The following is a 25,991-nucleotide window of genomic DNA, read 5'->3' on the forward strand; positions in this document are numbered from 1 at the left end:
CGAACGGGCGAACCGCCCGGGCCCTCGGGGGCTACGCGGCGGAGGTGTGCCGGGTGGCGTCCCTGCGGGCGAGGTCGCGGGAGCGGCGGGCCGGTCCGGTCCAGCCGCAGCTGCACACGGCCAGGCAGAAGGAGCCCCGCTCGGCGGTGCTCGTGGTGTGTCCGGCGGGTGCCTGCGCGGTGTCCGCGGGGTGACGCGGGCCGGGCGCAGCGGTAAACGGAGCGACCTGCGTCGCCTTGGTGTGCGGATCCACGCCTCAACGGTACCGGGGAAGGGCCAGCACCGGTACGGTCCCCGGCCACTTCCGGACCGTTACGGGAAACCCCGGACCTCGTTAACCGGAGCGGGTGGGGGCCTCGGGCAAGCAGCGGTCATGCGTTGGGGGTTGGCAGGCGATGGTGGTGCACCAGCACAGGCGGCGACGGCGTGCGGGCGAGGCGGTGCTCGGGGTCTGCGTGGCCGTCGCCGTGGCCGCGCTGGGCGGATGCGGCGCCGCGAGCGGGACGGTGGCCGACGGAGGGGCGGGCGACGCCCGTCCCCCGGGCGATCCGGCGGCGGCGGTCCGCGGGGCGGCCGACGCGCTGGCCGTCGCCGGGAGCGCGCGGGCCCGTACCGCGATGGAGATGGCCACCGGCGGGACCCGGGTGACCATCCGGGGCGAGGGCGGGGTCGACTTCCGCAAGCGGATGGGCCAGCTGCTGGTGATGCTGCCCGCCGACGTTAAGGGGCAGCCCGAGCACCGGCCGATCACCGAGCTGCTCGTCCCGGGCGCGCTCTACATGAAGAACCGCGGCGCCGGCGTCCCCGACGACAAGTGGGTCCGCCTCGACACGGCGGCCCTGCCCGACGGCAACCTCGTCACGGGCGGGGCCACCGATCCGCTGGCCGCCGCCGAGCTGCTGCGCGGCGCGCGGCAGGTGACGTACGTCGGCGAGACCGACCTGGCGGGCACCAGGGTGCGGCACTACCAGGGGACGGCGGACATCGGGCGGGCCGCGCAGAGCGCCTCCCCCGGGGTCAAGGAGGCCCTGCAGGCGGCGGCGAAAGGGTTCCGCGAGGACAGCGTGCCGTTCGACGCCTACCTGGACGAGGAGGGCCGTCTGCGGAAGGTGCGGCACCGTTTCACGTACGTCAAGAATGGCGTGATCGATGTCTCCTCGACGACGCTGCTGTACGGGTTCGGAACCCCGGTGACCGTCGTATTGCCCGCAGAGGGGGACATTTACGCCGGGAAGATCGCCGAGTAGCCGGCCGGAAGGGCCCGGGCGGTTCGTCCGGGCCATGGCTCCACTATCCGGAAATGGTCCATCCGTGTCATGCGCGCCACGAGGGGCGGTCCCTACGCTGGGAAGCCGGGTGCCGGACGGGCGATGGCGGCAGAGAGAGGTGACACGCGTGACTCCCGCGGGCGGTACGACGGTGCAGGACCACGTGGCGCTCGCCGAGATCGAGCTCTGCGGGGAGCTGATCATCGCGGCGTCGGCCGCGGCCGAGGATCGGCTGAGCCAGGACCGGATCGACGAGGTGCTGATGGGGGTCGGGCCCTAGCCCGCGGCGGTCAGCTGCGCAGGAGGCGGGCGATGGCCTTCGTGGCCTCCTCCACCTTCGCGTCGATCTCGGTGCCGCCCTTGACGGCGGCGTCCGCCACGCAGTGGCGCAGGTGCTCCTCCAGGAGCTGGAGGGCGAAGGACTGGAGGGCCTTCGTGCTCGCCGACACCTGGGTGAGTATGTCGATGCAGTACACGTCCTCGTCGACGAGCCGCTGGAGGCCCCGGATCTGGCCCTCGATCCGGCGCAGCCGCTTGAGGTGCTCGTCCTTCTGGTGGTGATAGCCGTGGACGGGAACGGCCCCGGAGCCCTCCGCCTCGATGGTCGTCATGAGTCCTCCCGTGGTCCGGAACGAGGGGGTATATACCCCTCATGGGTATAGGTTACTTCGCCCGGGCCGCAGGGGCAGGGATCCGCAGGGCCCACTCTGCCTGATGGAGGACAGCCGAAGACCGCCGGTTAGCCGTGGCCGGGGGATACGCCTAGCATCAGCCTGACCGAATCCAATGCACCCCGAGGACCTCACGTGCGATTTCGTCTGACCCCCAGGGAGACGAGCTTCTACGACATGTTCGCCGCATCCGCGGACAACATCGTCACGGGCTCCAAGCTCCTGATGGAACTGCTCGGAGCGGATCCTTCCGCCCGGGCCGAGATCGCGGAACGGATGCGTGCGGCCGAACACGCGGGGGACGACGCCACCCACGCGATCTTCCACCAGCTGAACTCCTCCTTCATCACGCCGTTCGACCGCGAGGACATCTACAGCCTGGCCTCGTCGCTCGACGACATCATGGACTTCATGGAGGAGGCCGTCGACCTCGTCGTCCTCTACAACGTCGAGGAGCTGCCCAAGGGCGTCGAGCAGCAGATCGAGGTCTTGGCGCGGGCGGCCGAGCTGACCGCCGAGGCCATGCCGCACCTGCGGACCATGGACAACCTCACCGAGTACTGGATCGAGGTCAACCGGCTGGAGAACCAGGCCGACCAGATCCACCGCAAGCTGCTCGCCCAGCTCTTCAACGGCAAGTACGACGCCATCGAGGTGCTGAAGCTCAAGCAGATCGTCGACGTCCTCGAAGAGGCCGCCGACGCGTTCGAGCACGTCGCGAACACGGTGGAGACCATCGCCGTCAAGGAGTCCTGAACCTCGTGGACACCTTCGCTCTGGTCGTGACCATCGGTGTCGCGCTCGGCTTCACGTATACGAACGGTTTCCACGACTCCGCGAACGCCATCGCGACCTCCGTCTCGACGCGGGCGCTGACCCCGCGCGCGGCGCTGGCGATGGCCGCGGTGATGAACCTCGCCGGTGCCTTCCTCGGCAGCGGTGTCGCCCACACGGTCAGCCAGGGGCTCATCGAGACGCCCCAGGGGAACCGGGGCATGTGGATCCTCTTCTCCGCCCTGGTCGGTGCCATCGTGTGGAACCTGATCACCTGGTACTTCGGGCTGCCCTCGTCCTCCTCCCACGCCCTGTTCGGCGGCATGGTGGGCGCGGCGCTGGCCGGCGGGACCGAGGTCCTGTGGGGCGGGGTGCTCGACAAGGTCGTCATCCCGATGTTCCTGTCCCCGGTCGTCGGCCTGCTGGTCGGCTACCTGGTGATGGTCGTCATCCTGTGGATGTTCCGCCGCGCCAACCCGCACAAGGCCAAGCGCGGCTTCCGCATCGCGCAGACGGTGTCGGCGGCCGGGATGGCCCTCGGACACGGCCTCCAGGACGCGCAGAAGACCATGGGCGTCGTCGTGATGGCCCTGGTCATCGCCGACGTGCAGGGCGCCGACGACCCGATCCCGGTCTGGGTGAAGATCGTGTGTGCGGTGATGCTGTCGCTGGGCACCTACGCGGGCGGCTGGCGCATCATGCGCACCCTCGGCCGCAAGATCATCGAGTTGGACCCGCCGCAGGGCTTCGCGGCGGAGACCACCGGCGCCTCGATCATGTTCGCCACGGCCTTCCTCTTCAAGGCGCCCATCTCCACCACCCACGTGATCACTTCGGCGATCATGGGCGTGGGCGCGACCAAGCGGGTCAACGCGGTCCGCTGGGGCGTGGCCAAGAACATCATCCTCGGCTGGTTCATCACGATGCCGGCGGCGGCCCTGGTCGCCGCGATCTGCTTCTGGCTCGCGGACCTGGCCTTCGTCGGCTGAGCCGGGAGCGCCCGGCCGTACGGGCACCGGAACGGAAACGGGCCGGCTCCCCCCACCCAGGGGGAGCCGGCCCTTTTTCTACCATCCTGCGGTGGCACCGCCATGCAGCACCGCAGGACGACCGCGCGAGCGGCCCCGGCTGTCTAGCCGAAGCGGCCCGAGATGTAGTCCTCGGTCGCCTGGACGGACGGGTTGGAGAAGATCCGGTCCGTGTCGTCGATCTCGACCAGCTTTCCGGGCTGGCCGACGGCGGCGAGGTTGAAGAAGGCGGTGCGGTCCGAGACGCGGGCCGCCTGCTGCATGTTGTGGGTCACGATGACGATCGTGAACCGCTCCTTGAGCTCGCCGATCAGGTCCTCGATGGCGAGGGTGGAGATCGGGTCGAGGGCGGAGCAGGGCTCGTCCATCAGCAGGACCTGGGGCTCGACCGCGATGGCGCGGGCGATGCACAGGCGCTGCTGCTGGCCGCCGGAGAGGCCGGAGCCGGGCTTGTTCAGGCGGTCCTTGACCTCGTTCCAGAGGTTCGCGCCCTTGAGGGAGCGCTCCACGATGTCCGTGAGCTCGGACTTCTTGAACTTGCCGTTCAGGCGCAGGCCCGCCGCCACGTTGTCGAAGATCGACATGGTGGGGAAGGGGTTCGGGCGCTGGAAGACCATGCCGACCGTGCGGCGCACCGCGACCGGGTCCACGTTGGAGCCGTACAGGTTCTCGTCGTCCAGCAGCACCTTGCCCTCGACGCGGCCGCCGGGGGTGACCTCGTGCATGCGGTTCAGGGTGCGCAGGAAGGTCGACTTGCCGCAGCCGGAGGGGCCGATGAAGGCGGTCACCGAGCGGGGTTCCACGGTCATCGAGATGTCGTCGATGGCCTTGTGGCTGCCGTAGAAGGCGGAGAGGCCGCTGACGTCGATTCGCTTGGCCATGAGGGGTCACTTCGCTTTCAGTGGTCACACGCGGCGGAGCCGCAATTGGGCTCGCTTTTTAGCGACCGGTCTTCGGGGCCTTCCAGCGGGCGATGCCGCGGGCCACCAGATTCAGGATCATGACGAAGGCGATCAGGACGAGCGCCGCGGCCCAGGCACGGTCGTAGGAGGCTTCACTGCCGACCTTGTACTGCTCCCAGATGTACAGCGGGAGGGAGGACTGGGCACCTTCGAAGGGGTTGCCGTTGATCAGCTGCGATCCGAAGACCAGCAGCATGATCGGCGCGGTCTCGCCGGCGATGCGGGCGACGGCCAGCATCAGGCCGGTGGAGATGCCGCCGATGGCCGTGGGCAGGACCACCTTGAGGATCACGCGCCACTTCGGCACACCGAGGGCGAGGGCGGCCTCGCGCAGCTCGTTCGGGACGAGCTTGAGCATCTCCTCGGTGGAGCGGACGACGACCGGCATCATCAGGATCGACAGTGCCATCGCACCGGCGAAGCCGGAGGGGCCGAAGCCGAGCATCAGGTTCCAGGTCGTCAGGATGAACAGGCCCGCGACGATGGAGGGGATGCCGGTCATGACGTCGACGAAGAAGGTGACGGCCCGGGCGAGCTTGCCCTTGCCGTACTCGACCAGGTAGACGGCGGTCAGCAGGCCGATGGGCGCCGCGATCAGGGCGGCGAGGGCCACCTGCTCGAGGGTGCCGAGCAGCGCGTGGTAGACGCCGCCGCCCTGCTCGAAGCTGGTCACGCCGTTCATCGAGTGGCTGAGGAAGTCCGCGTTCAGGGCCTTCAGGCCGCGGCTGAGCGTGGTCCACATCAGGGACAGCAGCGGGACGACCGCGAGGACGAAGCAGACCCAGACGAGGGAGGTCGCGATGCGGTCCTTGGCCTGGCGGCGGTTCTCGACGACCGCGCTGGCGGTGTACGTGATGGCGACGAACAGCAGGGCGGCGATCAGGCCCCACTGCACCTTGCTGCTCAGGTCGAAGACCAGGCCGATGACGCTGCCGAGGACGGCGGAGGCGACGGCGATGCCGGCGGGGGCCCAGCGGGGCAGGCCGCCGCGGGTCAGGCCGGCGGGGAGGGCGGACTTGCGGGCCGGAGCGGGCCGCTGGTCCTGGAGTGTGTGGCTCATCAGGCGTTCGCCCCCGAGAATTCCTTGCGACGGGCGATGATCAGGCGGGCGGCGCCGTTGACCAGCAGGGTGAGCAGGAAGAGGACCAGGCCGGAGGCGATGAGCGCGTCACGGCCGAACTCGTTGGCCTCGTCGAACTTCGCGGCGATGTTCTGCGCGAAGGTGCCGCCGCCCGGGTCCAGGATGTGCCCGGAGATCAGGAAGCTCGGGGACAGGACGGTGGCCACGGCCATGGTCTCGCCGAGCGCGCGGCCGAGGCCGAGCATGGAGGCGGAGATGACGCCAGAGCGGCCGAAGGGCAGCACCGACAGGCGGATGACCTCCCAGCGGGTCGCGCCGAGGGCCAGGGCGGCCTCCTCGTTCATGCGCGGGACCTGGAGGAAGACCTCGCGGCTGACGCTCGTCACGATCGGCAGGATCATGATCGCGAGGAGGATGCCGACGGTGAAGAGCGAGCGGGCGACGCCGACCTGGGTCTTGTCGAAGACGTAGGTCCAGCCGAAGTACTCGTCGAGCCAGAGGTTCAGCCCGTTCAGCTGCGGCACCAGGAAGAGGGCGCCCCAGATGCCGTAGATGATCGACGGCACGGCGGCCAGCAGGTCGACCACGTAGGCGAGCGGCGAGGCCAGCTTGCGCGGCGCGTAGTGCGAGATGAACAGGGCGATGCCGACAGCGATCGGAACCGCGATGGCCATCGCGATGATCGAGCTGACGACGGTGCCGAAGAGCAGGACGGCGATGCCGAAGACAGGGGGGTTGGCCGACGCGTTCCAGTCGAAGGTGGTGAGGAAGTTCCCCTCGTTCTTCGACAGCGCGATGCTGGCCCGGTAGGTGAGGAAGGCGGCGATCGACGCCATGATCACCAGGAGCAGGATGCCGGAGCCCTTGGAGAGCCCGGAGAAGATCTTGTCACCGGCGCGTCCGGTGGACCTTCCGTTCTTGGCGACTGGCGGAGCCGTGTCTATGCGGGTGGGTGTGCTGGAAGCCATGGTCTTTCCGGTCTGTGTGGGGGGCAGGCCCCCTGGCGGCGGTGCACCGGATCCCCCGGGTGAGGGGGAGGGTCCCCGGGCCGGCCCGCCCGGAGGGTCCCCCCGGACGGAGTCGGGGGGAGGAGGCGGGCCGGACCTCGGGGATCAAGGACTGAGCCTTAGGCGAGGGACTTGATGACCTCGCGGACCTTGCTGTTGATCTCGGTCGGGATCGGGGCGTAGCCGTTGTCGGTGAGGGCCTTCTGGCCCGCGTCCGAGGCGGTGTACTCCAGGAAGGACTTCACGGTGCCCAGCGTCTCGGGCTTGTTGCCCTTGTCGCAGACGACCTCGTAGGTGACCAGGACGATCGGGTACGCACCCTCGGCCTTGGTCGCGTAGTCGAGCTTAAGCGCCAGGTCCGAGCCGGTCCCGGCGATCTTGGCGGCGGAGATGGCCTTGGATGCGTTCTCCGGGGTGGCCTTGACCGGGGCGGAGGCGCCGGTGTTCACGTCGATCGTCTTGATGTTCTGCGAGCTGGCGTAGGAGAGCTCGAAGTAGCCGATCGCACCGTCGACGGCCTTGACCTGGGAGGCGACACCGGCCGAGCCGGACGCGGCCTGGCCACCGGGGGCCGGCCACTTCTTGGAGGCGTCGTAGGACCAGGCGTCGGGCGCGGCGGCCTTGAGGTACTTGCCCAGGTTCTCGGTGGTGCCCGAGTCCTCGGAGCGGTGGAAGGCCTGGATGGCGGTGGAGGGGAGCGTGACGCCGGGGTTCAGCTTCTTGATCGCCTCGTCGTCCCACTTCTTGATCTTGTCGTTGAAGATGTTGGCGATCGTGGCGGCGTCGAGGTTCAGCTTGTCCACGCCGGCGACGTTGAAGCCGAGGGCGATGGGGCCGCCGACCATCGGCAGGTTGATGCCCTGGCCGCCGGCGCAGATCTTCTTCGAGTCCTCGACCTGCTCGGGCTTCAGCGCGGAGTCCGAGCCGGCGAAACCGACGGTGCCCTGGTTGAACGCCACGATGCCCTCACCGGAGGAGGAGGACTTGTAGTTCACCTCGACGCCGGAGCAGGCGGCCATGTAGTTCTTGACCCACAGGTCGACAGCGTTCTTCTGGGCGGAGGAGCCGGAGGCGAGGAGCTTGCCCTTGGCGCCGTCGCACTTGATGTCGCCGGGCGCCGGGGCCGAGGCCTTCGGGGTGCCGTCGGCGCCGGTCTTCGTGTTGTCGTCCGAGCCGCACGCCGTGAGGACCAGGGCGCCGGACACGACGAGGGCCCCGAGGGCGGAGGCACGAAGCCGGTTCTTGCGCTGAAGCTTCACTGTTCGGGTGTTCCTTCCGGGGAGCCGCCGGCCGCTTTCTGTATCGGGGCGGCGTGCGAAGAGGACTACGGGTTGGGTGGGGCGCGAGGCCGTTCATTCCTGTTCGGCTCGCACCGTGCGGTACCGAAATTAGGCAGAACAGGTGACGGGGTCGACGGGGGTTGGTGAACGGACGGTGAACCATGGCGGACGGGCGAGTGCGGTTGGGTGGGTTTGTGCCTGGGATTAAGCGGGCGTTATCCGCCCGTTATGGGGCCGTGACCTTCCTCAGGGGGTGGCCGGGGGGTACGGCCGGGGGCCGGAGGGGGTGGCCGGATCTCGCCGGTCGCGGGCGGGGGCGCGGTCGTGGTCGCGGCCGGGCGGGGCGGGGGCGTCCGGGCGGAGCCGGAACGACGGAAGCGGGGCGGTCCGGGGTGCCCACCGGCCCCCTGTCCGCCCCGCCGCCCGGAGCCGCGCACCGCGCCCCGCCCCCTCCGTCAGGACCCCGCCGGCACCGCCGGCGCGGGCTGCCACAGGGTGTGGAAGGTGAGGCGGCTGGCCTCCACCGCGTGGCGCTGGTCGGCGTGCAGGACGCCCAGGGCGTACGCCGTCGCCGGGGCGATGCGCGGGGTGCGGGCCGCCGTCGCCGAGGCGGTGGCCGCCTCCGAGGCGTCCCGGTGCTGGTTCAGGGCCTCGCTCGCGGCGGCGAGGCGGGGGGCGTCGTCCCCCAGGGCCTCCTGCGCGTACCGGTGCACGCGCAGCAGGCGGCGCACCTCGTGCCAGGCGGCGTCCGCGTGCGCCGAGTACGGGCCGGAGGCGTCGGCGGCGGGCAGGGAGTCCACGGCCGCCTCCAGACGGGTCCGGGCCACCGCCGCCAGCGGGGTGAGGACGTCGGGCAGGCGTCCGCCGGCCGCCACCGGGTCCAGCGGGACCTCCGAGGCGAGCACCGCCACCGCGTCCGCCACCGCGTGGAACCGCGCCGACCCGAGCGCCTGGAGGGTCGCCGAGTGCGCGCGGGTCCGGGCGAGGGTCAGCTGCCGTTCCAGCAGGGCGCCCGCGCGCGCCGAGCCGACCGTGAGCGCGCCCGCGGCGGTGCCGCGCGGCGCCGGGACCTCCGGGGAGGCCGAGAGCCGCTGCAGGGCCTCCATCAGGCGCGACAGCCGGGCCGCGTACGCGTGCTCGTCCGCCAGGGTGGAGGAGAGCCAGACCAGCTCGGTGCGCAGCGGGTCCGCCCAGCCCGACTGGGTGACGACCCGGAACGTGCTCAGGGACGAGGCGATGCGGCGCGCGGCCCCCCGCAGGCCGTGCGCCGCCTCCGCCCCGTCCCCGGCGTCGGGGCCGCCCCCCGCGCCCGCCGCGCCTGCGTCATGCAGGCGCAGCGCGCGCAGGAAAGCGGTGGCCTGGGAACGCAGGTACACGCCGAGCACGTCACCTGCGGTCGGGTCATGGTTTGGCTGAGCCACGCCGGCGCCTCCGGGCGTCTATGAGCATCTCCTGTACGTGCCGCAGCGGCTGGCCCTCGGCGTCGGTGCTGTGCCGGGTCCATTCGCCGTCCGGGCCCAGGTGCCAGGAGGAGGTGGCGTCGGACATGCCGGTCTCCAGCATCCGGTCCAGGGCCGCGCGGTGGCCGGGGTCGGTGACCCTGACCAGCGCCTCGATGCGGCGGTCGAGGTTGCGGTGCATCATGTCGGCGCTGCCGATCCACACCTCGGGCTCGCCGCCGTTGCCGAAGGCGAAGACCCGGGAGTGTTCCAGGAAGCGGCCGAGTATCGAGCGGACCCGGATGTTCTCCGAGAGCCCCGGGACCCCGGGGCGCACGGCGCAGATGCCGCGCACCCAGATGTCGACCGGGACCCCCACCTGGGAGGCCCGGTAGAGGGCGTCGATCAGGGCCTCGTCGACGATCGAGTTCATCTTCAGCCGCACGGAGGCCGGACGGCCGGAGCGGTGGTGGTCCGCCTCCTTGTCGATGCGCGCGATGAGCCCGTCGCGCAGGGACTTCGGGGCGGTCAGCAGCCGGCGGTAGGTCTCGCGCCGGGAGTAGCCGGACAGCCGGTTGAAGAGGTCGGAGAGGTCCGCGCCGACCTGCGGGTCGGCGGTGAGCAGGCCGAGGTCCTCGTAGAGGCGGGCGGTCTTGGGGTGGTAGTTGCCCGTGCCGACGTGGCTGTAGCGGCGCAGGGTCTCGCCCTCCTGGCGGACCACGAGGGAGAGCTTGCAGTGGGTCTTGAGGCCGACCAGGCCGTAGACCACGTGGCAGCCGGACTCCTCCAGCTTGCGCGCCCACTTGATGTTCGCCTGCTCGTCGAAGCGGGCCTTGATCTCGACGAGGACGAGGACCTGCTTGCCGGACTCGGCGGCGTCGATCAGCGCGTCGACGATGGGGGAGTCGCCGGAGGTGCGGTACAGCGTCTGCTTGATCGCGAGGACGTCCGGGTCGGCGGCCGCCTGTTCCAAGAAGGCCTGGACGGACGTGGAGAAGCTGTCGTACGGGTGGTGGAGCAGGACGTCGCGCTCGCGCAGCGCGGCGAAGATGTCCGGCGCGGAGGCGGACTCCACCTCGGCGAGGTCGCGGTGGGTGCCGGCGACGAACTTGGGGTACTTCAGCTCGGGCCGGTCGAGGGAGGAGATCCCGAAGAGGGCCGTCAGGTCGAGGGGGCCGGGCAGCGGGTACACCTCGGCGGCGGAGACCTTCAGCTCCTGGACGAGCAGGTCCAGCACGCCGGGGTCGATGGACTCCTCGACCTCCAGGCGCACCGGCGGGCCGAAGCGGCGCCGCATGAGCTCCTTCTCCAGGGCCTGGAGCAGGTTCTCGGCGTCGTCCTCCTCGACCTCCAGGTCCTCGTTGCGGGTCACGCGGAACATGTGGTGCGCGAGCACCTCCATGCCGGGGAAGAGCTCCTCCAGGTGCGCGGCGATGACGTCCTCCAGCGGGACGTAGCGCTGCGGGGAGGCCTCCAGGAAGCGGGAGAGCAGGGGCGGGACCTTGACCCGGGCGAAGTGGCGGTGGCCGCTGACGGGGTTGCGCACGACGACGGCCAGGTTGAGGGAGAGGCCGGAGATGTACGGGAAGGGGTGCGCGGGGTCCACGGCCAGCGGGGTGAGCACCGGGAAGATCTGGTTGCGGAACAGGGTGAAGAGGCGCGCCTGCTCCTTCTCGGTGAGGTCGGGCCACCGGATGAGGTGGATGCCCTCCTCCGCGAGCTGGGGGGCGATGTCCTGCTGGTAGCAGGCGGCGTGCCGGGCCATGAGCTCGCGGGAGCGGGTCCAGATGAGGTCGAGGACCTCGCGGGGCTGGAGGCCGGAGGCCGAGCGGGTGGCGACCCCGGTCGCGATGCGGCGCTTGAGGCCGGCGACGCGGACCATGAAGAACTCGTCGAGGTTGCTGGCGAAGATCGCCAGGAAGTTCGCGCGTTCGAGGAGCGGGGTGGTGGGGTCCTCGGCCAGCTCCAGGACGCGCTCGTTGAAGGCCAGCCAGCTGCGTTCGCGGTCGAGGAACCGGTTGGCGGGGAGCTCGCCGTCGTCGTCCTTGTCCTCGTAGGCGTCGAGGTCGGCGTCGAGGTCGGGATCGAGGTCGACGCGGGCGGTGCCGCCCGTGGCGTGCGGGGTGTGGGGGCGGTGGGCGGCTATGGAGCCGAGGCGCGACCTCGTGGGCGCCTTTTCCTCCGTCTTTTCCTCTGCCTTTGCCGATGTCTTCGCCGCTGCCTTGTCCTGGGCCTTCGCCGGTGTCGCGGAGGCGGCGGAGGAGGAGGCGGAACGGTGAGACGGGTGCTGTGCGGGGACCTCGGTGGGGCCTGCGCTGGGCTGGTGGCTCATGACTCCATTCTTCCGCGCACGGGGCAGGACAGGCGCGTCGGAAGTGTTCGCCGTCAGTCGGAGTCGGGGCTGCATGCTGGGAGGCTCGCAAGCGCGTCTGAATGCCCGGTTAATGGCGTATGGCTTCCAGGCTCCGGCTGGTGGATGGGGTGTGGGGGGTTCGGGGGCGGGGCGGGGGTTCGGCGGCGCACCGGCCGGGCGGGGGCGGGGACGGCGGGCCGGGACCGGGGGAGGGCGGGACCGGGGGTGGTCGGGACGTGGGCGGGGCGGTCTCAGGGAGGGGTGGGGGTTTCCCGCCAGTCTCATCGTCCTTCCGCGTCGGGCCGGCCTGTCAAGGGCGCTCCCTTCGGTCGCGTCGCTGCGCGATGGCCTTCGGCCACCCTTGACAGGCCGTCCCGCCACGAAAAGCCGAAGACTGCCGGGAACCCCCCAAAGGAACGGGACGGAGCAGAGACGGACACGCGGCGGGGCCGGAAATCAGACGAGGTCGTCGGGGGCCGCCTCACCACCCCTCCGGGCCGCCTGATGAATCGATCGGGGCCGCCCCCACGCGTCAGATCGCTACGCGCTTCTCTCGTCTCAGCGTCCGACGGCCGTCCGGGGCCGATCCCTGCACCAAAGGGCGACCAGGTGGCCATCCGGGACGTCTGGGCGCCGCAGATCGCTACGCGCTCCTGCCGTCCCAGCGTCTGACGGCCGTCTGGGGCTGGGATGCCCCGCAGGCAGTCCTTTGGCACAGGTAGATGCCCATCCGGTCGTCGTCTGGTGCAGGGATCGGCCCTGGGCGGGCCGCAGGCGCCGAGGCGGGGGCAGCGGGTAGCGATCTGTTGCGCCCACCCACCCCGGATGCCCATCCGGTCGTCGCCTGGTGCAGGGATCAGCCCCGGACGGGCTGCGGACGCTGAGATGGGAGGAGCGCGTAGCGATCTGATGCGCCCGCCCCCTCGGATGACGATCCGGTCGTCCTTCGGCGGGGGGATCGGCCCCGGACGGGCTGCGGACGCTGAGATGGGAGGAGCGCGTAGCGATCTGATGCGTGGGGGTGGCCCCGGTCTCCACTGGATGTCGGCCCGGAGGAGTGGTGAGGCGGCCCCCGACGACCTCGCCTCATCGCGGCTCCCGCCGTGTGTCCGTCTCTGCTCCGTCCCGTTCCTTTGGGGGGTTCCCGGCAGTCTTCGGCTTTTCGTGGCGGGACGGCCTGTCAAGGGTGGCCGAAGGCCATCGCGCAGCGACGCGACCGAAGGGAGCGCCCTTGACAGGCCGGCCCGACGCGGAAGGACGATGAGACTGGCGGGAAACCCCCAACCCTCCCTGAGACCGCCCCGCCCACGTCCCGCCCTCCCCCGGTCCCGGCCCGCCGTCCCCGCCCCCGCACGGCCGGGTGCGCCGCCGAACCCCCGCCCCGCCCCCCCCAGGGGGGCGATGGCGGGTCGTGCCGGGCGGGTTCCTCAGCTCTCCGTGCGGTACATCAGGTCGACCTCGTGCGTCGTGAAGCCCAGGCCCTCGTAGACGGCCAGGGCGGCCGGGTTGTCGGCGTCCACGTAGAGCATCGCCGTCGGCAGGCCCGTGCCCGCCAGGTGGTGGAGGCCGATGGCGGTGAGGGCCTTGCCGAGGCCGCCGCCCTGGGCGCCCGGGCGGACGCCGACGACGTAGACCTCGCCGAGCTGTTCCTCGGCATGGACCTTCGTCCAGTGGAAGCCGACCAGTTCGCCCTCGCGCTCCGCCAGGAAGAAGCCCTTGGGGTCGAACCACGGCTGCGCGATGCGGTCGTCGAGGTCCCGCTGCGTCAGGGAGCCCTGCTCCGGGTGGTGGGCGAAGGCGGCGGCGTTGGCGGCGAGCCAGGCCGCGTCGTCCTGGCCGGGGACGAAGGTGCGGACCGTCACCCCGGCGGGCAGGGCCGGCTCGGGGAGCGGCGGCGAGTCCGGGCCCAGGGGGCGGCGCAGCTGGCGGAGTTCGCGGAACAGGGTCAGGCCGAGGACCTGCGCGAGGTGGCGGGCGGCGGACTTGCCGCCGTGCGCCCAGACCCGGATGCGCTTGCCCGAGGCGTTGAGGAGGGCGGTGCCCAGGGCCCGGCCGTGTCCGCGGCCGCGGAGCGCGGGGTGGACGACGAGTTCCGCAGCGGGGGCCTCCACCGGGTCGGTGTCCTCCAGCTGCCCGTACGCGACGAGCCGGCCGTCGGCGGTGGTCAGGAAGTGGCGGATGCCCTCGCGGGGGCCGCCGCGCAGCTGGAGGCGGCCCTGCTCGGAGACGGCGGTGGTGCCGTCGGTGCGGGCCGCCTCGTGGATCAGCCCGAGGACCGCCTCGGCCTGTTCCTCCGTCAGTTCGTCGAGGATCTCGATGTGCCGTCCCGGCTCCAGGGCCGTTGCTGCGTCAGTCATGCTCCGAGCCTACGACCGACATCCCCCGACGGTTGCGCGTAACCAGCTCGCAACCCGTACCCCCCTGTTGGCGCTACGCGCGTTGACCATAGGCTGCGGGCACTTCCCAGTTGTCTCGCTGTCCAAAAAGGGGAACAGATGTCAGCGAAGCCACAACGGCACCGCACGGCCCGCCGGTTGACCTTCGGCGCGCTCGCCCTCACCGCGAGTGCCGGTGCGATGGTCGCCGCCGCACTGCCGGCCGGTGCCGCGAGTGGCGGCGGTGTGCCGGCCAAGGGCCGGACCGTCGACGTACAGATGCTGTCGTTCAACGACTTCCACGGCACGCTGGAGCCCCCGCAGGGCTCCTCGGGCACGGTCGGCGAACTGCAGGCTGACGGCACCACCAAGTCCATACCCGCAGGCGGCGTCGAGTACCTGGCGACCGGTCTGCGCGAGGCCCGCAAGGGCCACGAGTACTCCGTCACGGCCGCGGCCGGCGACATGATCGGCGGCAGCCCGATGCTGTCCGGTCTCTTCCACGACGAGCCGACCGTCGAGGCGCTGAACAAGCTGAACCTCGACGTGACGAGCGTGGGCAACCACGAGTTCGACGAGGGCAAGGACGAGCTGCGCCGGATGGCGTACGGCGGCTGTCACCCGGTCGAAGGCTGCTTCGAGTACGGCAAGACCTACACGGGAGCGGAGTTCAAGTACCTCGCCGCGAACGTGACGGACGAGAAGACCAAGCGTCCGCTGATGTCGCCCACCTTCATCTGGAAGAAGGGGGACGTGAAGATCGGTTTCATCGGCGTCACCCTGGAGGGCACCCCGGACGTCGTCACGGCCGACGGCGTGAAGGGCCTCAAGTTCGGCGACGAGGTCGAGACGATCAACAAGTACGCCGCCGAGCTGGACAAGCAGGGCGTGAAGTCGATCGTGGCGCTGATCCACGAGGGCGGTCTGCCGGCGAGCGGCGCGTACAACTACGACTGCAACGTGCCGGGTGCCGGCGCGGGCATCTCGGGTGCGATCGTCGACATCGCGAAGAACGTCAGCCCGAAGGTCGACGCGCTGGTGACGGGCCACACGCACCAGGCGTACTCGTGCAACATCCCGGACCCGGCGGGCAACCCGCGCACGGTGACCTCGGCGGCCTCGTACGGCCGGCTGTTCACGGACACCACGCTGACGTACGACAAGGCGACGAAGGACATCGTCCGTACGCCGGTGCAGTCGCCGAAGCCGGTGAACAAGGTCGTCAGCCGGGACCTGCCGAAGGCCCCGGACATGACCGAGCTGATCGACCGCTGGAAGAAGCTGGCGGCCCCGGTCGCGAACCGTCCGATGGGCTACATCTCGGCCGACATCGCGGGCCGCGGCTCGGAGGCGCCGGAGAAGCCGCTCGGCGACCTGATCGCCGACGCGCAGCTGGACGCGACCTCCGCGGCCGACAGGGGCGGGGCGCAGCTGGCCATCATGAACCCGGGCGGCATCCGTGCCGACCTGGCGTACAAGGCGGCCGGTGACGAGGGCGACGGTGTCGTCACGTACGGCGAGTCGTACACGGTCCAGCCGTTCAACAACCTGCTGAACGTGGTGGACCTGACCGGCGCGCAGCTGGTCACGGCGCTCCAGCAGCAGGTCAGCGGCCCGGTCAACGGCCCGAACCCGAAGATCCTCCAGATCTCGAAGGGCCTGACCTACACCCTGGACATGACGAAGTCGGGCGCGGACCGGATCGTCGTGGACTCGGTGAAGCTGAACGGCGCGGCGATCGACCCGGCCAAGTCCTACCGGGTCGTGATGAACGAGTTCCTGGCGGGCGGCGGCGACGGTTTCACCGTCCTGAAGGACCACAAGAACAAGCTGGTCGGCGTGCCGGACCTGGAGGCGTTCAACAACCTCCTGGCGAAGTCGACGGCGGCCTCGCCGATCGCTCCGCCGAAGGCGGACCGGATCACGGTCGTCAAGTAGTCGCCGCGTAGTCGCCGTCGGGCGGCGCCCCGCGGCGCCCGACGGCGAGCGGACGGGGAGGGGCGGTGGGCCGGAGCGGCCCGCCGCCCCTTCCGCATGTCCGGGGGCGGCCGGTCCTCAGACCTGGGCGAGGTACTTGGCGACGGCGGCGTGGAAGGCGTCCGGGTCGGTGAACGGGGCGAAGTGGTCGCCGTCGAGGGCCGTGTAGGAGGTGTGGGGGCGGCGGGCGACCATGGCGTCGGCGACGTCCTGGCGGAGGGCCTGGCTGCGGGCGGCGTGGACCAGCAGGGCCGGGCAGGTGCTCGCGAGCCAGGTGTCCCAGTGGTCGCCGTTGCAGGCGTAGATGGAGTCGAGCATGTCCTGGCCGTGGAAGGCGAGCCGCCAGCCGCTCCCGTCGGGCAGGGGGCGGACGCCGTCGGCGACGAAGGGCAGGGCGGCCGGGTCGACGGCGGCGAGGAGTTCCTCGCGGGTGGGCGCGGTGTAGGGGAGCGTGCCGAGGAAGTCGAACCAGTTCGGCCCGGTGGGGACGTTGATCGCCACAGTGGCGTCGACGCCGATCAGGACGCCGATCCGGTCGGGGTGGGCGGCGGCCAGGTGGTAGGCGTTGAGGCCGCCGAGGGAGTAGCCGAGGAGGGCGACCGGTTCGGTGAGGCCGAGGTGGTCGAGGAGGGCGACGGCGTCGGCGACGTATCCCTCGCGGCGGTAGTGCGGGGCGCGGTCGGAGTCGCCGTGGCCGCGCTGGTCGGGGGCGATGACCCGCCACGCGTCGCCGAGGGCGGCGGCCAGGGCGGTGAAGGCGGCGGCTTCGGACATGCCGCCGTGCAGGGCGAGCAGCGGGCGGCCGGTGCCGCCGAAGTCCAGGTACGACAGTGCGCGTCCGTCGATGTCCAGTGTGTGGCGCATGGTTCGGCTCTCCCCGTTCGTTGCCGGCTGTGGTGCTCGGTGACGGCTTCAGCCTGACAGGGTTTGGGCAAGTGCGCAATACGCACGTGTAGGGCGGGCGCCCAAATGCAGTGGCCCGGCTACGATCCCGGCATGGGAAATCGCGAGGACCTGCTGGCCGGAGCGCGCCGCTGCCTGGAGGAGAAGGGCTACCTGCGCACGACCGTGCGCGACATCGCCTCGGCGGCGCAGGTGAGCATGGCCGCGATCGGCTACCACTTCGGCTCCCGCGAGGTGCTCCTCAACCAGGCGCTGTTCGCCGCCATGGAGGAGTGGGCCGCCGGCGCCGGCCGGCTCGTCGGGCAGGGCGACACGAGCGAGGCGCGCTACGCCGACACCTGGGACCGCAAGATCCGCGACTTCGGCGAGATGCGCTGGCTGTGGACCGCGTCCGTCGAGGCCTTCGTCCACGCCCAGTCCTCACCCGAGCTGCTCGCGATCCTCGCGGAGGGCCAGCGGCGCAACCGGCGCATGGTGGCCGCGGCGCTGCGCGGGGTCCCCGAGGACGCGGTGACGGAGGAGGACGTGCGCTCCCTCGGATCCCTGCACATCGCCCTGCTGAGCGGGGTCATGGTGCAGGTCCTGACCGACCCGGAGCAGGCGCCGACCGGGGCGGAACTCGCCCGGGGGCTGCGCGCGATGGTCGGGCTGCTCGGCGAACCGGCCCGTACCGACGGGTAGTAACCCCGCGCTCCGCACGCCATAATCCCGTCCGGCCACGGTGGCCGGACGACCGGACTGCGGACAAAGGGGCGGGCATGGCACTGGACCGACGGACCTTCCTGACCGGCGCACTGGCGGCGGGAGCGGGAGCCGCCGCACTCGGACTGGGCACGGCCGCCCCGGCCGCGGCGCAGGGACCCGCCGCGAGAGGCCGGGCCGCGAGAACCCTCGGCACCCAGGACTGGATGGCGGGCCTCGGCGACTCCACCGCCCTCCAGCGCATGACCATCCCCGGCACCCACGACTCCGGCGCCCGCCAGGGCGGCCTCTACGTCGCCTGCCAGAACACCTCGATCGCCGAGCAGCTCGACTCCGGCATCCGCTTCCTCGACGTCCGCTGCCGGGTGACGGGCGGCTCCTTCGCCATCCACCACGCCGCGTTCTTCCAGAACCTGATGTTCGGGGACGTCCTCGTCGCCTGCGCGGACTTCCTCGCCGCGCACCCCTCGGAGACCGTCCTGATGCGCGTGAAGCAGGAGTACTCCACCGAGAGCGACGCCACCTTCCGTGCCGTCTTCGACGACTACCTCGACCACCGCGGCTGGCGCCCGCTCTTCCGGATCGCCGACACCCTGCCCACCCTCGGCCAGGCCCGCGGCAGGGTGGTGCTCCTCGCCGACAACGCCGGCCTGCCGGGCCTGCGCTACGGCGACGGCGGGGTCTTCGACATCCAGGACGACTACAACACGGAGCCCTTCGGCAAGATCGGCCGGATCCAGGACCAGTTCCGCAAGGCCGTCCAGCAGCCGGGCAGGCTCTTCGTGAACTACACCAGCACCGCCGCCTACATGCCCCCGCGCTGGAACTCCGACCGGCTCAATCCGCAGGTCCACGCCTTCGTCGACGGCTCCGAGCTGGCCGGCCGGACCGGGCTCGGCATCGTCCCCATGGACTTCCCGAACACCCGCTCCGGCCTGGTCGCCTCACTGATCCGGCACAACTGACCCCTGCGGCCGCGGATCCGCCGAGGGCGGCGGCGCCGGGGCGCCCGGGATGCGCAGCACGGCCTCCGTGCCGCCCGCCCCGTCCGCCGCCGCCCGCAGCTCGGCCGTCCCGCCCGAGCGGGCGGCCGTACGGGCCACGATGGACAGGCCGAGCCCGCTGCCGGGCAGGGCGCGGGCCGACTCGGAGCGCCAGAACCGCTCGAAGACGTACGGGAGGTCCTCGGGCGGGATGCCCGGCCCGTGGTCGCGCACGGTCAGCTCGCCCGCCCGCAGCGAGACCTCGACGGCCCCGCCGGGCGGGCTGAACTTCACGGCGTTGTCGAGGAGGTTGACCACCGCCCGCTCCAGCGCGGCCGCCTCGCCCCGTACGTACCAGGGCTCCAGCTCCGCGCCGAAGCGCAGCTCCGGGCCGCGCAGCCGGGCCCGGGACAGGGCCGTCCCGGCGATGTCGTGCAGGGCCACCACCCCGAGCGGGGCGTGCGGGGCCGCGTCCGGGCGGGAGAGCTCCTGGAGGTCCCCGATCAGCGAGGCCAGCTCCGTCATCTGCGCCTTCACCGAGGCCAGCAGCTCCCGGCGGTCCTCGGGCGGGATGGCCCGGCCGGTCTCCTCGCTGCGCGCGAGCAGCTCGATGTTGGTGCGCAGCGAGGTGAGCGGGGTCCGCAGCTCGTGCCCGGCGTCCGCGATCAGCTGGGCCTGGCGCTCCTGGGAGGAGGCCAGGGCGGCGGTCATGGAGTTGAAGGACCGCGACAGGCGGGCGATCTCGTCGTCGCCCTCGTCGGGGATCCGGACGGTGAGGTCCTCGGTGCGGGCGATGTGCTCGACCACCCCGGTGAGCTCGTCCACGGGCCGCAGCCCGGTCCGGGCCACCCACAGTCCGGCCGCGCCCGCGCCGACCACGCCGATGCCCGAGACCAGGAGCAGCACCCACGTCAGGGTGGAGAGCGGCTGGTCGATGTCGGCCAGCGGCTTGGCGATGGAGACCCCGAAGCTCGCGCCGGTGGTGAGGCGCTTGTTGATCGTGTACACCCGCATCTTGGTGCCGTCGGAGGTCGAGGCGTCGTGCAGGGTCTTGCCGCTCAGGCCGGCGGCCACGGCCTTGTCGGCCTCGGAGACCGGCAGGTCGCTGCGTCCGCTCACCAGGCAGCGGGAGCCGTCCGCGGTGACGATCTGCACGGTCGGGCCGAGCTCCTCGGCGATGTTGGGCGGTCCCACCGCCGGGCGGGTCACGCAGCCCTCGCGCAGGGTGCGCACCACCTGTTCGTCGGGCTGGGTGGCGAGCAGCGACTGGTTCAGCTGGTCGTTGAGCTGCGCCCGCACCATCACCCAGCACACCCCCGCCACCGCCGCGACGGCGACGGCGACGGCGACGGTCACCAGCAGCGCCAGCCGGGAGCGCAGCGGCAACGCGCGGAACCGGGCGGCCGGACTCGTCATTCGGGCCCGCCCTCGCCGGCCCGCAGCACGTACCCGACCCCGCGCACGGTGTGGACCAGGCGCGGCTCGCCGCCCGCCTCGGTCTTGCGGCGCAGGTACATCACGTACACGTCGAGGGAGTTGGAGCTGGGCTCGAAGTCGAAGCCCCAGACCGTCTTGAGGATCTGCTCGCGGGTCAGGACCTGGCGCGGGTGCGCGAGGAACATCTCCAGCAGGGTGAACTCGGTACGGGTCAGCTCCACCGGCCGCCCGGCGCGGGTGACCTCGCGGGTGGCGAGGTCCATGCGCAGGTCGCCGAAGGTCAGCACGTCCTCGGGCTGGACGGGGCCGGCGGCGGGCGCGGCATAGGAGCTGCGGCGCAGCAGGGCGCGGACGCGGGCGAACAGCTCGTCCAGCTCGAACGGCTTGACGAGGTAGTCGTCGGCGCCCGCGTCGAGGCCGGTGACGCGGTCGCCGACGGTGTCGCGGGCGGTCAGCATCAGGATCGGCGTCACGGCCCCCGCGGCGCGCAGCCGGCGGGCCGCCGTCAGCCCGTCCATGCGGGGCATCTGGATGTCGAGGACGATCAGCTCGGGGGCGTACGAGGCCGCCTGGTCGAGGGCGTCGATGCCGTCGACGGCGGTCCGCACGTCGTACCCCTCGAAGGCGAGGCTGCGGCGCAGGGCCTCGCGCACGGCCGGCTCGTCGTCCACGACGAGGATCCGCTGCGGGTCGCCTTCGGCGGGATTCATTCGGTTCCCCCAGGGGTGGTGGTCGTCGGTGCGCGGGACGGGGCCGGGCCCGTCCGGGTCCCGTCCCAGGGTGTCAGAAGGATCCGAGGGAGATGCCGAACCCGTTGCCGCCGCGGCTGCTGCCGTCGGAGCCGCCGTCGGAGCCGGCGCCGGATCCGCTGCCGCCCTTGCGGAGCGAGTCGAGGTCGGCCTTGACGGTGTTGACGGGGATGGCGAAGCCGAGGCCGACGCTGCCGGCGCTGGAGCTGTCGCTGGAGGGGGAGAAGATCGCGGAGGGCATGCCGACGATCTCGCCGTTCATGTTGACGAGGGCGCCGCCGGAGTTGCCGGGGTTGAGGGAGGCGTCGGTCTGGATGGCCTTGTAGGAGGTGGTGTTCGAGCCGGTGTTGCCGTTGAACTGCTGGCCGTCGTACGAGAACGGCCAGCCGCCGCCCCCGCCGCCCTGCCGGCCGCGCTGCTGCTGCTGGTCCTCCGACTTGGGCACGTTCACCTCGCGGTCGAGCGCGGAGACGATGCCGCTGGTGACGGTGCCGGTGAGGCGGTCGGGGGAGCCGATGGCGACGACCTGGTCGCCGACCTTGAGGTTGTCGGAGTTGCCGAGCTTGGCGGGCCGCAGGCCGCTCGCGCCCTGGAGCTTGATCAGGGCGAGGTCCTTGTCGGGGTCGGTGCCGAGCGTCCTGGCCGCGTACTTCTTCCCGTCGCTCATCGTCACCTGGATCTCGGAGGCGCCGCTGACGACGTGGTTGTTCGTGACGATCTCGCCGTCGGCGGTGACCACGATCCCGGAGCCGGTGCCCTGGCCGGAGCCGGTGCGGGTGTCGATGCGGACGACGGACGGGCTGACCTGCTCGGCCACGCCGGAGACGGTGCCGTTGCTGGACTGGGAGACGTTGGTGCCGTTGAAGCCCCCGCCGCCCGACCCGTTCTGGCCGAGGAACTGCTGTACGGCGGCCGCCGTTCCGCCGCCGACCACGGCCGCGGCGAGGGCGACGGCGGCGAGCAGCGCGACGGGGCGCTTGGCGCGGGGCGCGGGGGTGGGGGCGGGGGCCTCGGCTCCCCAGTGGGCCCATCCGGCGGGGGCTGCGGGGGCTGCGGGGGCGCTATCGGCGCCGAGCCCGCCGAGGCCGCTGAGCCCGCCGGTGCCGCCGGCGGCACCGTTCGCGTCGGTGTGGCCGGTGTGGCCGGTGTGGCCGGTGTGGCCGGTGTGGCCGTGGTCGTCGGCGCCGTGGGCGGCCGGAGCCTGGGGCCGGTGCGCCTCGTGCCATCCCGGGGCGGGGTCCGCCGGGGGGTACGCGGGCGGGGGCGGGTAGGACCCGTCGCCCATCGCGTCGTGGGCCAGCCGGTCACGCCCCCGCTGCCACTCCTCGCCGAAGGGCGAGTGCGGGGCCGGACGGTTCTCCTGCGGGTACTCGCCTTCGCGGCGGAAGTTGTCGGTCATGTCCGTGACTCTGTCCCCGGATCATGAAAGCTTCCTGAGTCCCGGCTGAGAAGCCCGACAGAACCGTGTATGCCCGATATAAGGCCGGGGCCCGGCCCCGGGGGAGCGGGCGACGGGCGGGGCGGCGACCCCGCCCGTCACAGGGGAACCGCGTCAGCGGCAGCCGCAGCTGCGGCGGATCACCAGGGCCGACGGGAACTGCTTGAGGCGCTCGCGGCGCGAGCCCGCCACGCGGAGGGCGTCGTCCAGGACGAGGTCCACCGCCGCGCGGGCCATCGCCGGGCGGTCCGAGGAGACCGTCGTCAGCGGAGGGTCCGTCAGCGCCGCCTCCTTCACGTCGTCGAAGCCGGCCACCGCCAGCTCCCCGGGCACGTCGATGCGCAGCTCGCGCGCGGCGCGCAGCACACCGATCGCCTGGTCGTCCGTCGCGCAGAAGATCGCCGTCGGCCGGTCCGGGCGGGCCAGGACCTCCAGGGCGACCCGGTACGCGTCGTAGCGGTTGTACGGGGCCTCGATGACCCGGCCCTCGACCGAGCGGCCGGCCTCCAGCATGGCCCGCCGCCAGCCCTCGACGTGGTCGGCGACCGGGTCGCCGACGGACGGGGTGTTCTCGATGCCGCCGATGCAGGCCACGTACTCGTGGCCGTGCTCCAGCAGGTGCCGCGTCGCGAGCTGCGCGCCGCCGATGTCGTCCGTGACCACCGCCACGTCGTCGATGGCCTCGGGACGCTCGTGCAGCAGCACGATGCGCGCGTCCCAGGCCTCGATCTCCGACGCGGCGCGCTCGCTCATGCCCTGGCTGACCAGGATCAGCCCGGACACCCGCATGCCGAGGAACGCGCGCAGGTAGTGGACCTCGCGCTCGTCCCGGTAGTCGGAGTTGCCGACCAGGACCATCTTTCCGCGCTCGGCCGCGGCCTGCTCGACCGCGTGCGCCATCTCCGCGAAGAACGGCTGGCGCGCGTCCGGGACGATCATGCCTATGAGGTCGGTGCGCCGCGACGCCATCGCCTGGGCGACCCGGTCCGGGCGGTAGCCCAGGTCCTTGATCGCGGCGAGTACACGCTCGCGCGTGGCCGGGGCGACCGGCCGGGGTCCGTTGTTGATGACGTAGCTCACGACGGCGGTAGACGTACCCGCAAGTCGTGCAACGTCATCCCGCGTCACCTTGGCCACGCGCGGAAGTCTACGCGGGGTGACCTACCTCTGGGCAGGGAGTCCTGGAGAGTGGATGGTCACAGGGGCTCCTCCTAATGGGGGACGGCCGCCGGGGTCTCGGCCGCGGCCTCGGCAGGAGCCTGCCCGCGGTCGGCCGGGGCCTTCTTCCGCTCGGCCTGGGCCGCCGCCTCCGCCGCCGCCCGCTCGACCTTCTCCGGGGTGACGAAGCGGTAGCCGACGTTGCGGACGGTGCCGATCAGCGACTCGTGCTCGGGGCCGAGCTTGGCGCGCAGCCGCCGGACGTGGACGTCCACCGTCCGGGTGCCGCCGAAGTAGTCGTAGCCCCAGACCTCCTGGAGGAGCTGGGCGCGGGTGAAGACCCGGCCCGGGTGCTGGGCGAGGTACTTCAGGAGCTCGAACTCCTTGAAGGTCAGGTCCAGGACCCGCCCCTTGAGCTTGGCGGAGTACGTCGCCTCGTCGACCGACAGGTCGCCGTTGCGGATCTCCATGGGGGAGTCGTCGGAGCCGAGCTGCTGGCGGCCGGTGGCCAGCCGCAGCCGGGCCTCCACCTCGGCCGGGCCGGCGGTGTCGAGGAGCACGTCGTCGATGCCCCAGTCGGCGGTGACGGCGGCGAGCCCGCCCTCCGTCACCACGAGGATCAGCGGGCAGCCGGGTCCGGTGGACCGCAGCAGCTGGCAGAGCGACCGCACCTGCGGCAGGTCGCGGCGGCCGTCGACGAGGATCACGTCGGCCCCGGGGGTGTCCACCAGGGCGGGTCCTTCGGCCGGGGCCACCCGGACGTTGTGCAGCAGCAGTCCGAGTGCGGGCAGCACCTCGGCGGACGGCTGCAGGGCGTTGGTCAGCAGCAGGAGAGAGCTCACGCCCGACCACCTGCCCGGGTCGGGCGGTCGTGCCCCTGTTTGCTTCGCTGGTCCATCACGTCGGTTCCTCCTCGGTCCCGTCGAGGACGTGCGTGGTAAGGCTTCGTACGACTTGCCTGGCATGCCGTCCGGCCCCCGCGCCCTGGGGTCCGGATGGATACCACTGTTCTCGGTCCGTTCAACGTGCTGAAAGCACAAAAGGACCCGGGGGCCACACTGCCCGGATCCTCTACGCCGCCAGAATAGCCCACCCGCCCTTTCGGGGCCGAGGGCCGCCATGCACCGCATTCTGTGGTTCGCGCCACGCCTTCCTCCTGCGTATGCCCTGGTTTCACCGGATCGGTGGACCCCCTGCGGGCCGCCCGGGCGCACGGACGGCGCGCGGAGGCACGCCGGGGTGACGAGCCGGAGGGGTCATCATGGAGGCCGACGGTGGAGATCCGACGGAGCCCGACACGATAGGAGCTGCAGTGGCAACCGGAACCATCCGCTACTGGGCGGCGGCCAAGGCCGCGGCCAAGACGGCGGAGGAGCCGTACTCGGCGCGCACACTGGCCGAGGCGCTCGACGCAGTGCGGGAACGCCATCCGGGGGAGCTGACCCGGGTCCTGCAGCGCTGCTCCTTCCTCGTGAACGACGAGCCCGTGGGCAAGCGCCCGCACGAGGCCGTCCTGCTGACGGAAGGGGGCACCGTCGAGGTGCTCCCGCCGTTCGCGGGCGGGTGAGGTGGAGATGAGCACTCCCGAGGAACAGCAGCGGCGGCAGCAGCAGGCGGCCGCCGCCCAGCAGGACCCGTACAGCACGCAGACCTGGCAGGCCGACACCTGGGAGACCGGGTACCAGCCGGTGCAGCCGCCGCTCGGCTCGGTGCCGGGGCAGGCGGCCCCGCCCGTTGCCCCGCCCGTTGCTCCGCAGGGGCAGCAGGGGTGGCAGCAGCAGGCCGGCGGCACCGGTGGCGGGGTGTCGTGGCCGGACGCCTCCGCGGGTGGCGGCGCCGCGTACGCGCAGCCGTACCCGGGGCAGGCGCAGCCGCAGGCCCCGGTCGTGCCCGACGCGTGGTTCCGCGACGCCCAGCCGCAGTCGGGGCAGCCCCAGCAGCAGACCGGCGGGGGCGTGCCGTGGCCGGACGCCTCCGCCGGGGGCGCTGCGGGCGCCGCCGCCGAGACGGCGTACCTGCCTCCGTACCCCGGTGCGGGGGAGCCCCGGCCGCAGCAGCCGCAGTCCGCGGTGCCGGACGCGTGGTTCCGCGACGCGCAGCCCCCGTCCTCGTCCCCGGCGCAGGCCGACGCGGCCGCCCAGACGGCGTACCTGCCGCCCGTACGGCAGCCCGGGCCGCCGCAGGGGACCGGGGGCGGCGTGCCGTGGCCGGACGCCTCCGCCGGGGGCGCCGCGGGCGCCGCCGCCGAGACGGCGTACCTGCCGCCGTACCCGGGGCCGGGACGGGACCGGCCGCAGTCCGCGGTCCCGGACGCCTGGTTCCGCGACGCGCAGCCGCAGCCTGCGGTGGACGTGGCGGCTGCGGAGACGGCGTACCTGCCTCCGGTGCGGGATCCGCAGCCTGCGC

General features: G+C 72.1%; 23 protein-coding genes and 1 pseudogene. 9 read left to right on the forward strand and 15 right to left on the reverse strand.

What is annotated here, in order from left to right; genetic code table 11:
* Positions 1-31: 31 nt before the first annotated feature.
* Entirely contained in the window at positions 32-253 is a 222-nt protein-coding gene (locus ACIRBY_RS21300) for a hypothetical protein (RefSeq protein ID WP_366456440.1), read from the reverse strand.
* 142 nt (positions 254-395) lie between these two features.
* Between ACIRBY_RS21300 and ACIRBY_RS21305 the strand changes: the two genes are divergently transcribed.
* Together ACIRBY_RS21305 and ACIRBY_RS21310 are read left to right on the forward strand one after the other, a co-directional pair.
* Positions 396-1,247 carry a hypothetical protein gene (locus ACIRBY_RS21305; RefSeq protein WP_403902388.1) on the forward strand — a complete coding sequence of 284 codons (852 nt, stop codon included), beginning with the start codon at positions 396-398 and terminating at the stop codon, positions 1,245-1,247.
* Positions 1,248-1,395: 148 nt separating this feature from the next.
* Positions 1,396-1,548 (forward strand): hypothetical protein, encoded by a 153-nt coding sequence (locus tag ACIRBY_RS21310; protein WP_366456448.1) that lies wholly within the window; start codon positions 1,396-1,398, stop codon positions 1,546-1,548.
* A 10-nt stretch (positions 1,549-1,558) separates the two neighbouring features.
* On the opposite strand, the gene ACIRBY_RS21315 is transcribed toward ACIRBY_RS21310, so the two are convergent.
* Positions 1,559-1,879, reverse strand: coding sequence for a metal-sensitive transcriptional regulator (locus ACIRBY_RS21315; protein ID WP_042818427.1), 321 nt, complete (start codon positions 1,877-1,879; stop codon positions 1,559-1,561).
* Positions 1,880-2,074: 195 nt separating this feature from the next.
* Here ACIRBY_RS21315 and ACIRBY_RS21320 point away from each other — a divergent pair, with 195 nt between their 5' ends.
* Positions 2,075-2,695 (forward strand): DUF47 domain-containing protein, encoded by a 621-nt coding sequence (locus tag ACIRBY_RS21320; RefSeq protein WP_042818429.1) that lies wholly within the window; start codon positions 2,075-2,077, stop codon positions 2,693-2,695.
* 5 nt (positions 2,696-2,700) lie between these two features.
* Positions 2,701-3,702, forward strand: a complete 1,002-nt coding sequence (locus ACIRBY_RS21325) for an inorganic phosphate transporter (protein WP_042818431.1) — start codon at positions 2,701-2,703, stop codon at positions 3,700-3,702.
* A gap of 143 nt (positions 3,703-3,845) precedes the next feature.
* Here ACIRBY_RS21325 and pstB read toward each other — a convergent pair whose 3' ends face one another.
* From pstB to mshD, 7 genes are all read right to left on the reverse strand, one after another.
* Positions 3,846-4,622 carry a phosphate ABC transporter ATP-binding protein PstB gene (gene pstB, locus ACIRBY_RS21330; protein WP_366456443.1) on the reverse strand — a complete coding sequence of 259 codons (777 nt, stop codon included), beginning with the start codon at positions 4,620-4,622 and terminating at the stop codon, positions 3,846-3,848.
* A 58-nt stretch (positions 4,623-4,680) separates the two neighbouring features.
* On the reverse strand, positions 4,681-5,763 hold the full coding sequence (pstA, locus tag ACIRBY_RS21335; RefSeq protein ID WP_403902389.1) for a phosphate ABC transporter permease PstA: 1,083 nt from the start codon (positions 5,761-5,763) through the stop codon (positions 4,681-4,683).
* Complete coding sequence (gene pstC, locus ACIRBY_RS21340) at positions 5,763-6,752, reverse strand: phosphate ABC transporter permease subunit PstC (RefSeq protein WP_403902391.1); 990 nt, start codon at positions 6,750-6,752, stop codon at positions 5,763-5,765. The genes pstA and pstC overlap by 1 nt, the downstream gene beginning before the upstream one ends.
* Before the next feature lie 158 nt (positions 6,753-6,910).
* Positions 6,911-8,050 (reverse strand): phosphate ABC transporter substrate-binding protein PstS, encoded by a 1,140-nt coding sequence (gene pstS, locus ACIRBY_RS21345; protein ID WP_403902392.1) that lies wholly within the window; start codon positions 8,048-8,050, stop codon positions 6,911-6,913.
* Positions 8,051-8,526: 476 nt separating this feature from the next.
* Complete coding sequence (locus tag ACIRBY_RS21350) at positions 8,527-9,492, reverse strand: CHAD domain-containing protein (RefSeq protein ID WP_403902394.1); 966 nt, start codon at positions 9,490-9,492, stop codon at positions 8,527-8,529.
* The gene (locus tag ACIRBY_RS21355; protein WP_403902396.1) at positions 9,473-11,842 is read right to left on the reverse strand and encodes an RNA degradosome polyphosphate kinase; all 2,370 of its coding nucleotides are present in this window, start codon (positions 11,840-11,842) and stop codon (positions 9,473-9,475) included. Before ACIRBY_RS21355 ends, ACIRBY_RS21350 begins: the two co-directional genes overlap by 20 nt.
* Before the next feature lie 1,448 nt (positions 11,843-13,290).
* Entirely contained in the window at positions 13,291-14,220 is a 930-nt protein-coding gene (mshD, locus tag ACIRBY_RS21360) for a mycothiol synthase (RefSeq protein ID WP_403902398.1), read from the reverse strand.
* A gap of 138 nt (positions 14,221-14,358) precedes the next feature.
* Between mshD and ACIRBY_RS21365 the strand changes: the two genes are divergently transcribed.
* Positions 14,359-16,176 carry a bifunctional metallophosphatase/5'-nucleotidase gene (locus tag ACIRBY_RS21365; RefSeq protein WP_403902400.1) on the forward strand — a complete coding sequence of 606 codons (1,818 nt, stop codon included), beginning with the start codon at positions 14,359-14,361 and terminating at the stop codon, positions 16,174-16,176.
* A gap of 117 nt (positions 16,177-16,293) precedes the next feature.
* On the opposite strand, the gene ACIRBY_RS21370 is transcribed toward ACIRBY_RS21365, so the two are convergent.
* Positions 16,294-17,079: an alpha/beta fold hydrolase gene (locus ACIRBY_RS21370; protein ID WP_403902402.1), complete on the reverse strand. Its 786-nt coding sequence runs from the start codon at positions 17,077-17,079 to the stop codon at positions 16,294-16,296.
* A 132-nt stretch (positions 17,080-17,211) separates the two neighbouring features.
* On the opposite strand from ACIRBY_RS21370, the gene ACIRBY_RS21375 reads away from it, so the two are divergent.
* Positions 17,212-17,799 carry a TetR/AcrR family transcriptional regulator gene (locus ACIRBY_RS21375; protein WP_403902404.1) on the forward strand — a complete coding sequence of 196 codons (588 nt, stop codon included), beginning with the start codon at positions 17,212-17,214 and terminating at the stop codon, positions 17,797-17,799.
* 77 nt (positions 17,800-17,876) lie between these two features.
* On the forward strand, positions 17,877-18,785 hold the full coding sequence (locus tag ACIRBY_RS21380) for a phosphatidylinositol-specific phospholipase C (protein ID WP_403902406.1): 909 nt from the start codon (positions 17,877-17,879) through the stop codon (positions 18,783-18,785).
* On the opposite strand, the gene ACIRBY_RS21385 is transcribed toward ACIRBY_RS21380, so the two are convergent.
* From ACIRBY_RS21385 to ACIRBY_RS21405, 5 genes are all read right to left on the reverse strand, one after another.
* The gene (locus tag ACIRBY_RS21385) at positions 18,765-20,219 is read right to left on the reverse strand and encodes a sensor histidine kinase (RefSeq protein WP_403902408.1); all 1,455 of its coding nucleotides are present in this window, start codon (positions 20,217-20,219) and stop codon (positions 18,765-18,767) included. The two genes, ACIRBY_RS21380 and ACIRBY_RS21385, sit on opposite strands and share 21 nt — an antisense overlap.
* Positions 20,216-20,950 (reverse strand): response regulator transcription factor, encoded by a 735-nt coding sequence (locus ACIRBY_RS21390; protein ID WP_403902410.1) that lies wholly within the window; start codon positions 20,948-20,950, stop codon positions 20,216-20,218. Before ACIRBY_RS21390 ends, ACIRBY_RS21385 begins: the two co-directional genes overlap by 4 nt.
* Before the next feature lie 73 nt (positions 20,951-21,023).
* Positions 21,024-22,388: a S1C family serine protease gene (locus ACIRBY_RS21395; protein WP_403902412.1), complete on the reverse strand. Its 1,365-nt coding sequence runs from the start codon at positions 22,386-22,388 to the stop codon at positions 21,024-21,026.
* A gap of 153 nt (positions 22,389-22,541) precedes the next feature.
* Positions 22,542-23,564 carry a LacI family DNA-binding transcriptional regulator gene (locus ACIRBY_RS21400; RefSeq protein ID WP_042812372.1) on the reverse strand — a complete coding sequence of 341 codons (1,023 nt, stop codon included), beginning with the start codon at positions 23,562-23,564 and terminating at the stop codon, positions 22,542-22,544.
* A 74-nt stretch (positions 23,565-23,638) separates the two neighbouring features.
* Positions 23,639-24,427 carry a response regulator transcription factor gene (locus tag ACIRBY_RS21405; protein WP_042812371.1) on the reverse strand — a complete coding sequence of 263 codons (789 nt, stop codon included), beginning with the start codon at positions 24,425-24,427 and terminating at the stop codon, positions 23,639-23,641.
* 470 nt (positions 24,428-24,897) lie between these two features.
* Here ACIRBY_RS21405 and ACIRBY_RS21410 point away from each other — a divergent pair, with 470 nt between their 5' ends.
* Both ACIRBY_RS21410 and ACIRBY_RS21415 read left to right on the forward strand, forming a co-directional pair.
* A complete protein-coding gene (locus tag ACIRBY_RS21410; RefSeq protein WP_403902414.1) occupies positions 24,898-25,152 on the forward strand; it encodes a MoaD/ThiS family protein in 255 nt (84 codons plus the stop codon).
* 7 nt (positions 25,153-25,159) lie between these two features.
* A pseudogene (locus tag ACIRBY_RS21415) lies at positions 25,160-25,991 on the forward strand (hypothetical protein); the annotation flags it as partial.

Source organism: Streptomyces sp. NPDC096136, assembly GCF_044763325.1.
Taxonomy (GTDB): Bacteria; Actinomycetota; Actinomycetes; order Streptomycetales; family Streptomycetaceae; genus Streptomyces.

Bases quoted from the DNA above. Each gene is read 5' to 3' on its own strand.
- ACIRBY_RS21305 (WP_403902388.1), top strand. From the start codon at position 396: ATGGTGGTGCACCAGCACAGGCGGCGACGGCGTGCGGGCGAGGCGGTG.
- pstC (WP_403902391.1), bottom strand. From the start codon at position 6,752: ATGGCTTCCAGCACACCCACCCGCATAGACACGGCTCCGCCAGTCGCC.
- ACIRBY_RS21355 (WP_403902396.1), bottom strand. From the start codon at position 11,842: ATGAGCCACCAGCCCAGCGCAGGCCCCACCGAGGTCCCCGCACAGCAC.
- mshD (WP_403902398.1), bottom strand. From the start codon at position 14,220: ATGACTGACGCAGCAACGGCCCTGGAGCCGGGACGGCACATCGAGATC.
- ACIRBY_RS21385 (WP_403902408.1), bottom strand. From the start codon at position 20,219: ATGACGAGTCCGGCCGCCCGGTTCCGCGCGTTGCCGCTGCGCTCCCGG.
- ACIRBY_RS21390 (WP_403902410.1), bottom strand. From the start codon at position 20,950: ATGAATCCCGCCGAAGGCGACCCGCAGCGGATCCTCGTCGTGGACGAC.
- pstB (WP_366456443.1), bottom strand. From the start codon at position 4,622: ATGGCCAAGCGAATCGACGTCAGCGGCCTCTCCGCCTTCTACGGCAGC.
- pstA (WP_403902389.1), bottom strand. From the start codon at position 5,763: ATGAGCCACACACTCCAGGACCAGCGGCCCGCTCCGGCCCGCAAGTCC.
- ACIRBY_RS21365 (WP_403902400.1), top strand. From the start codon at position 14,359: ATGTCAGCGAAGCCACAACGGCACCGCACGGCCCGCCGGTTGACCTTC.
- ACIRBY_RS21380 (WP_403902406.1), top strand. From the start codon at position 17,877: ATGGCACTGGACCGACGGACCTTCCTGACCGGCGCACTGGCGGCGGGA.
- ACIRBY_RS21370 (WP_403902402.1), bottom strand. From the start codon at position 17,079: ATGCGCCACACACTGGACATCGACGGACGCGCACTGTCGTACCTGGAC.
- ACIRBY_RS21315 (WP_042818427.1), bottom strand. From the start codon at position 1,879: ATGACGACCATCGAGGCGGAGGGCTCCGGGGCCGTTCCCGTCCACGGC.
- ACIRBY_RS21395 (WP_403902412.1), bottom strand. From the start codon at position 22,388: ATGACCGACAACTTCCGCCGCGAAGGCGAGTACCCGCAGGAGAACCGT.
- ACIRBY_RS21375 (WP_403902404.1), top strand. From the start codon at position 17,212: ATGGGAAATCGCGAGGACCTGCTGGCCGGAGCGCGCCGCTGCCTGGAG.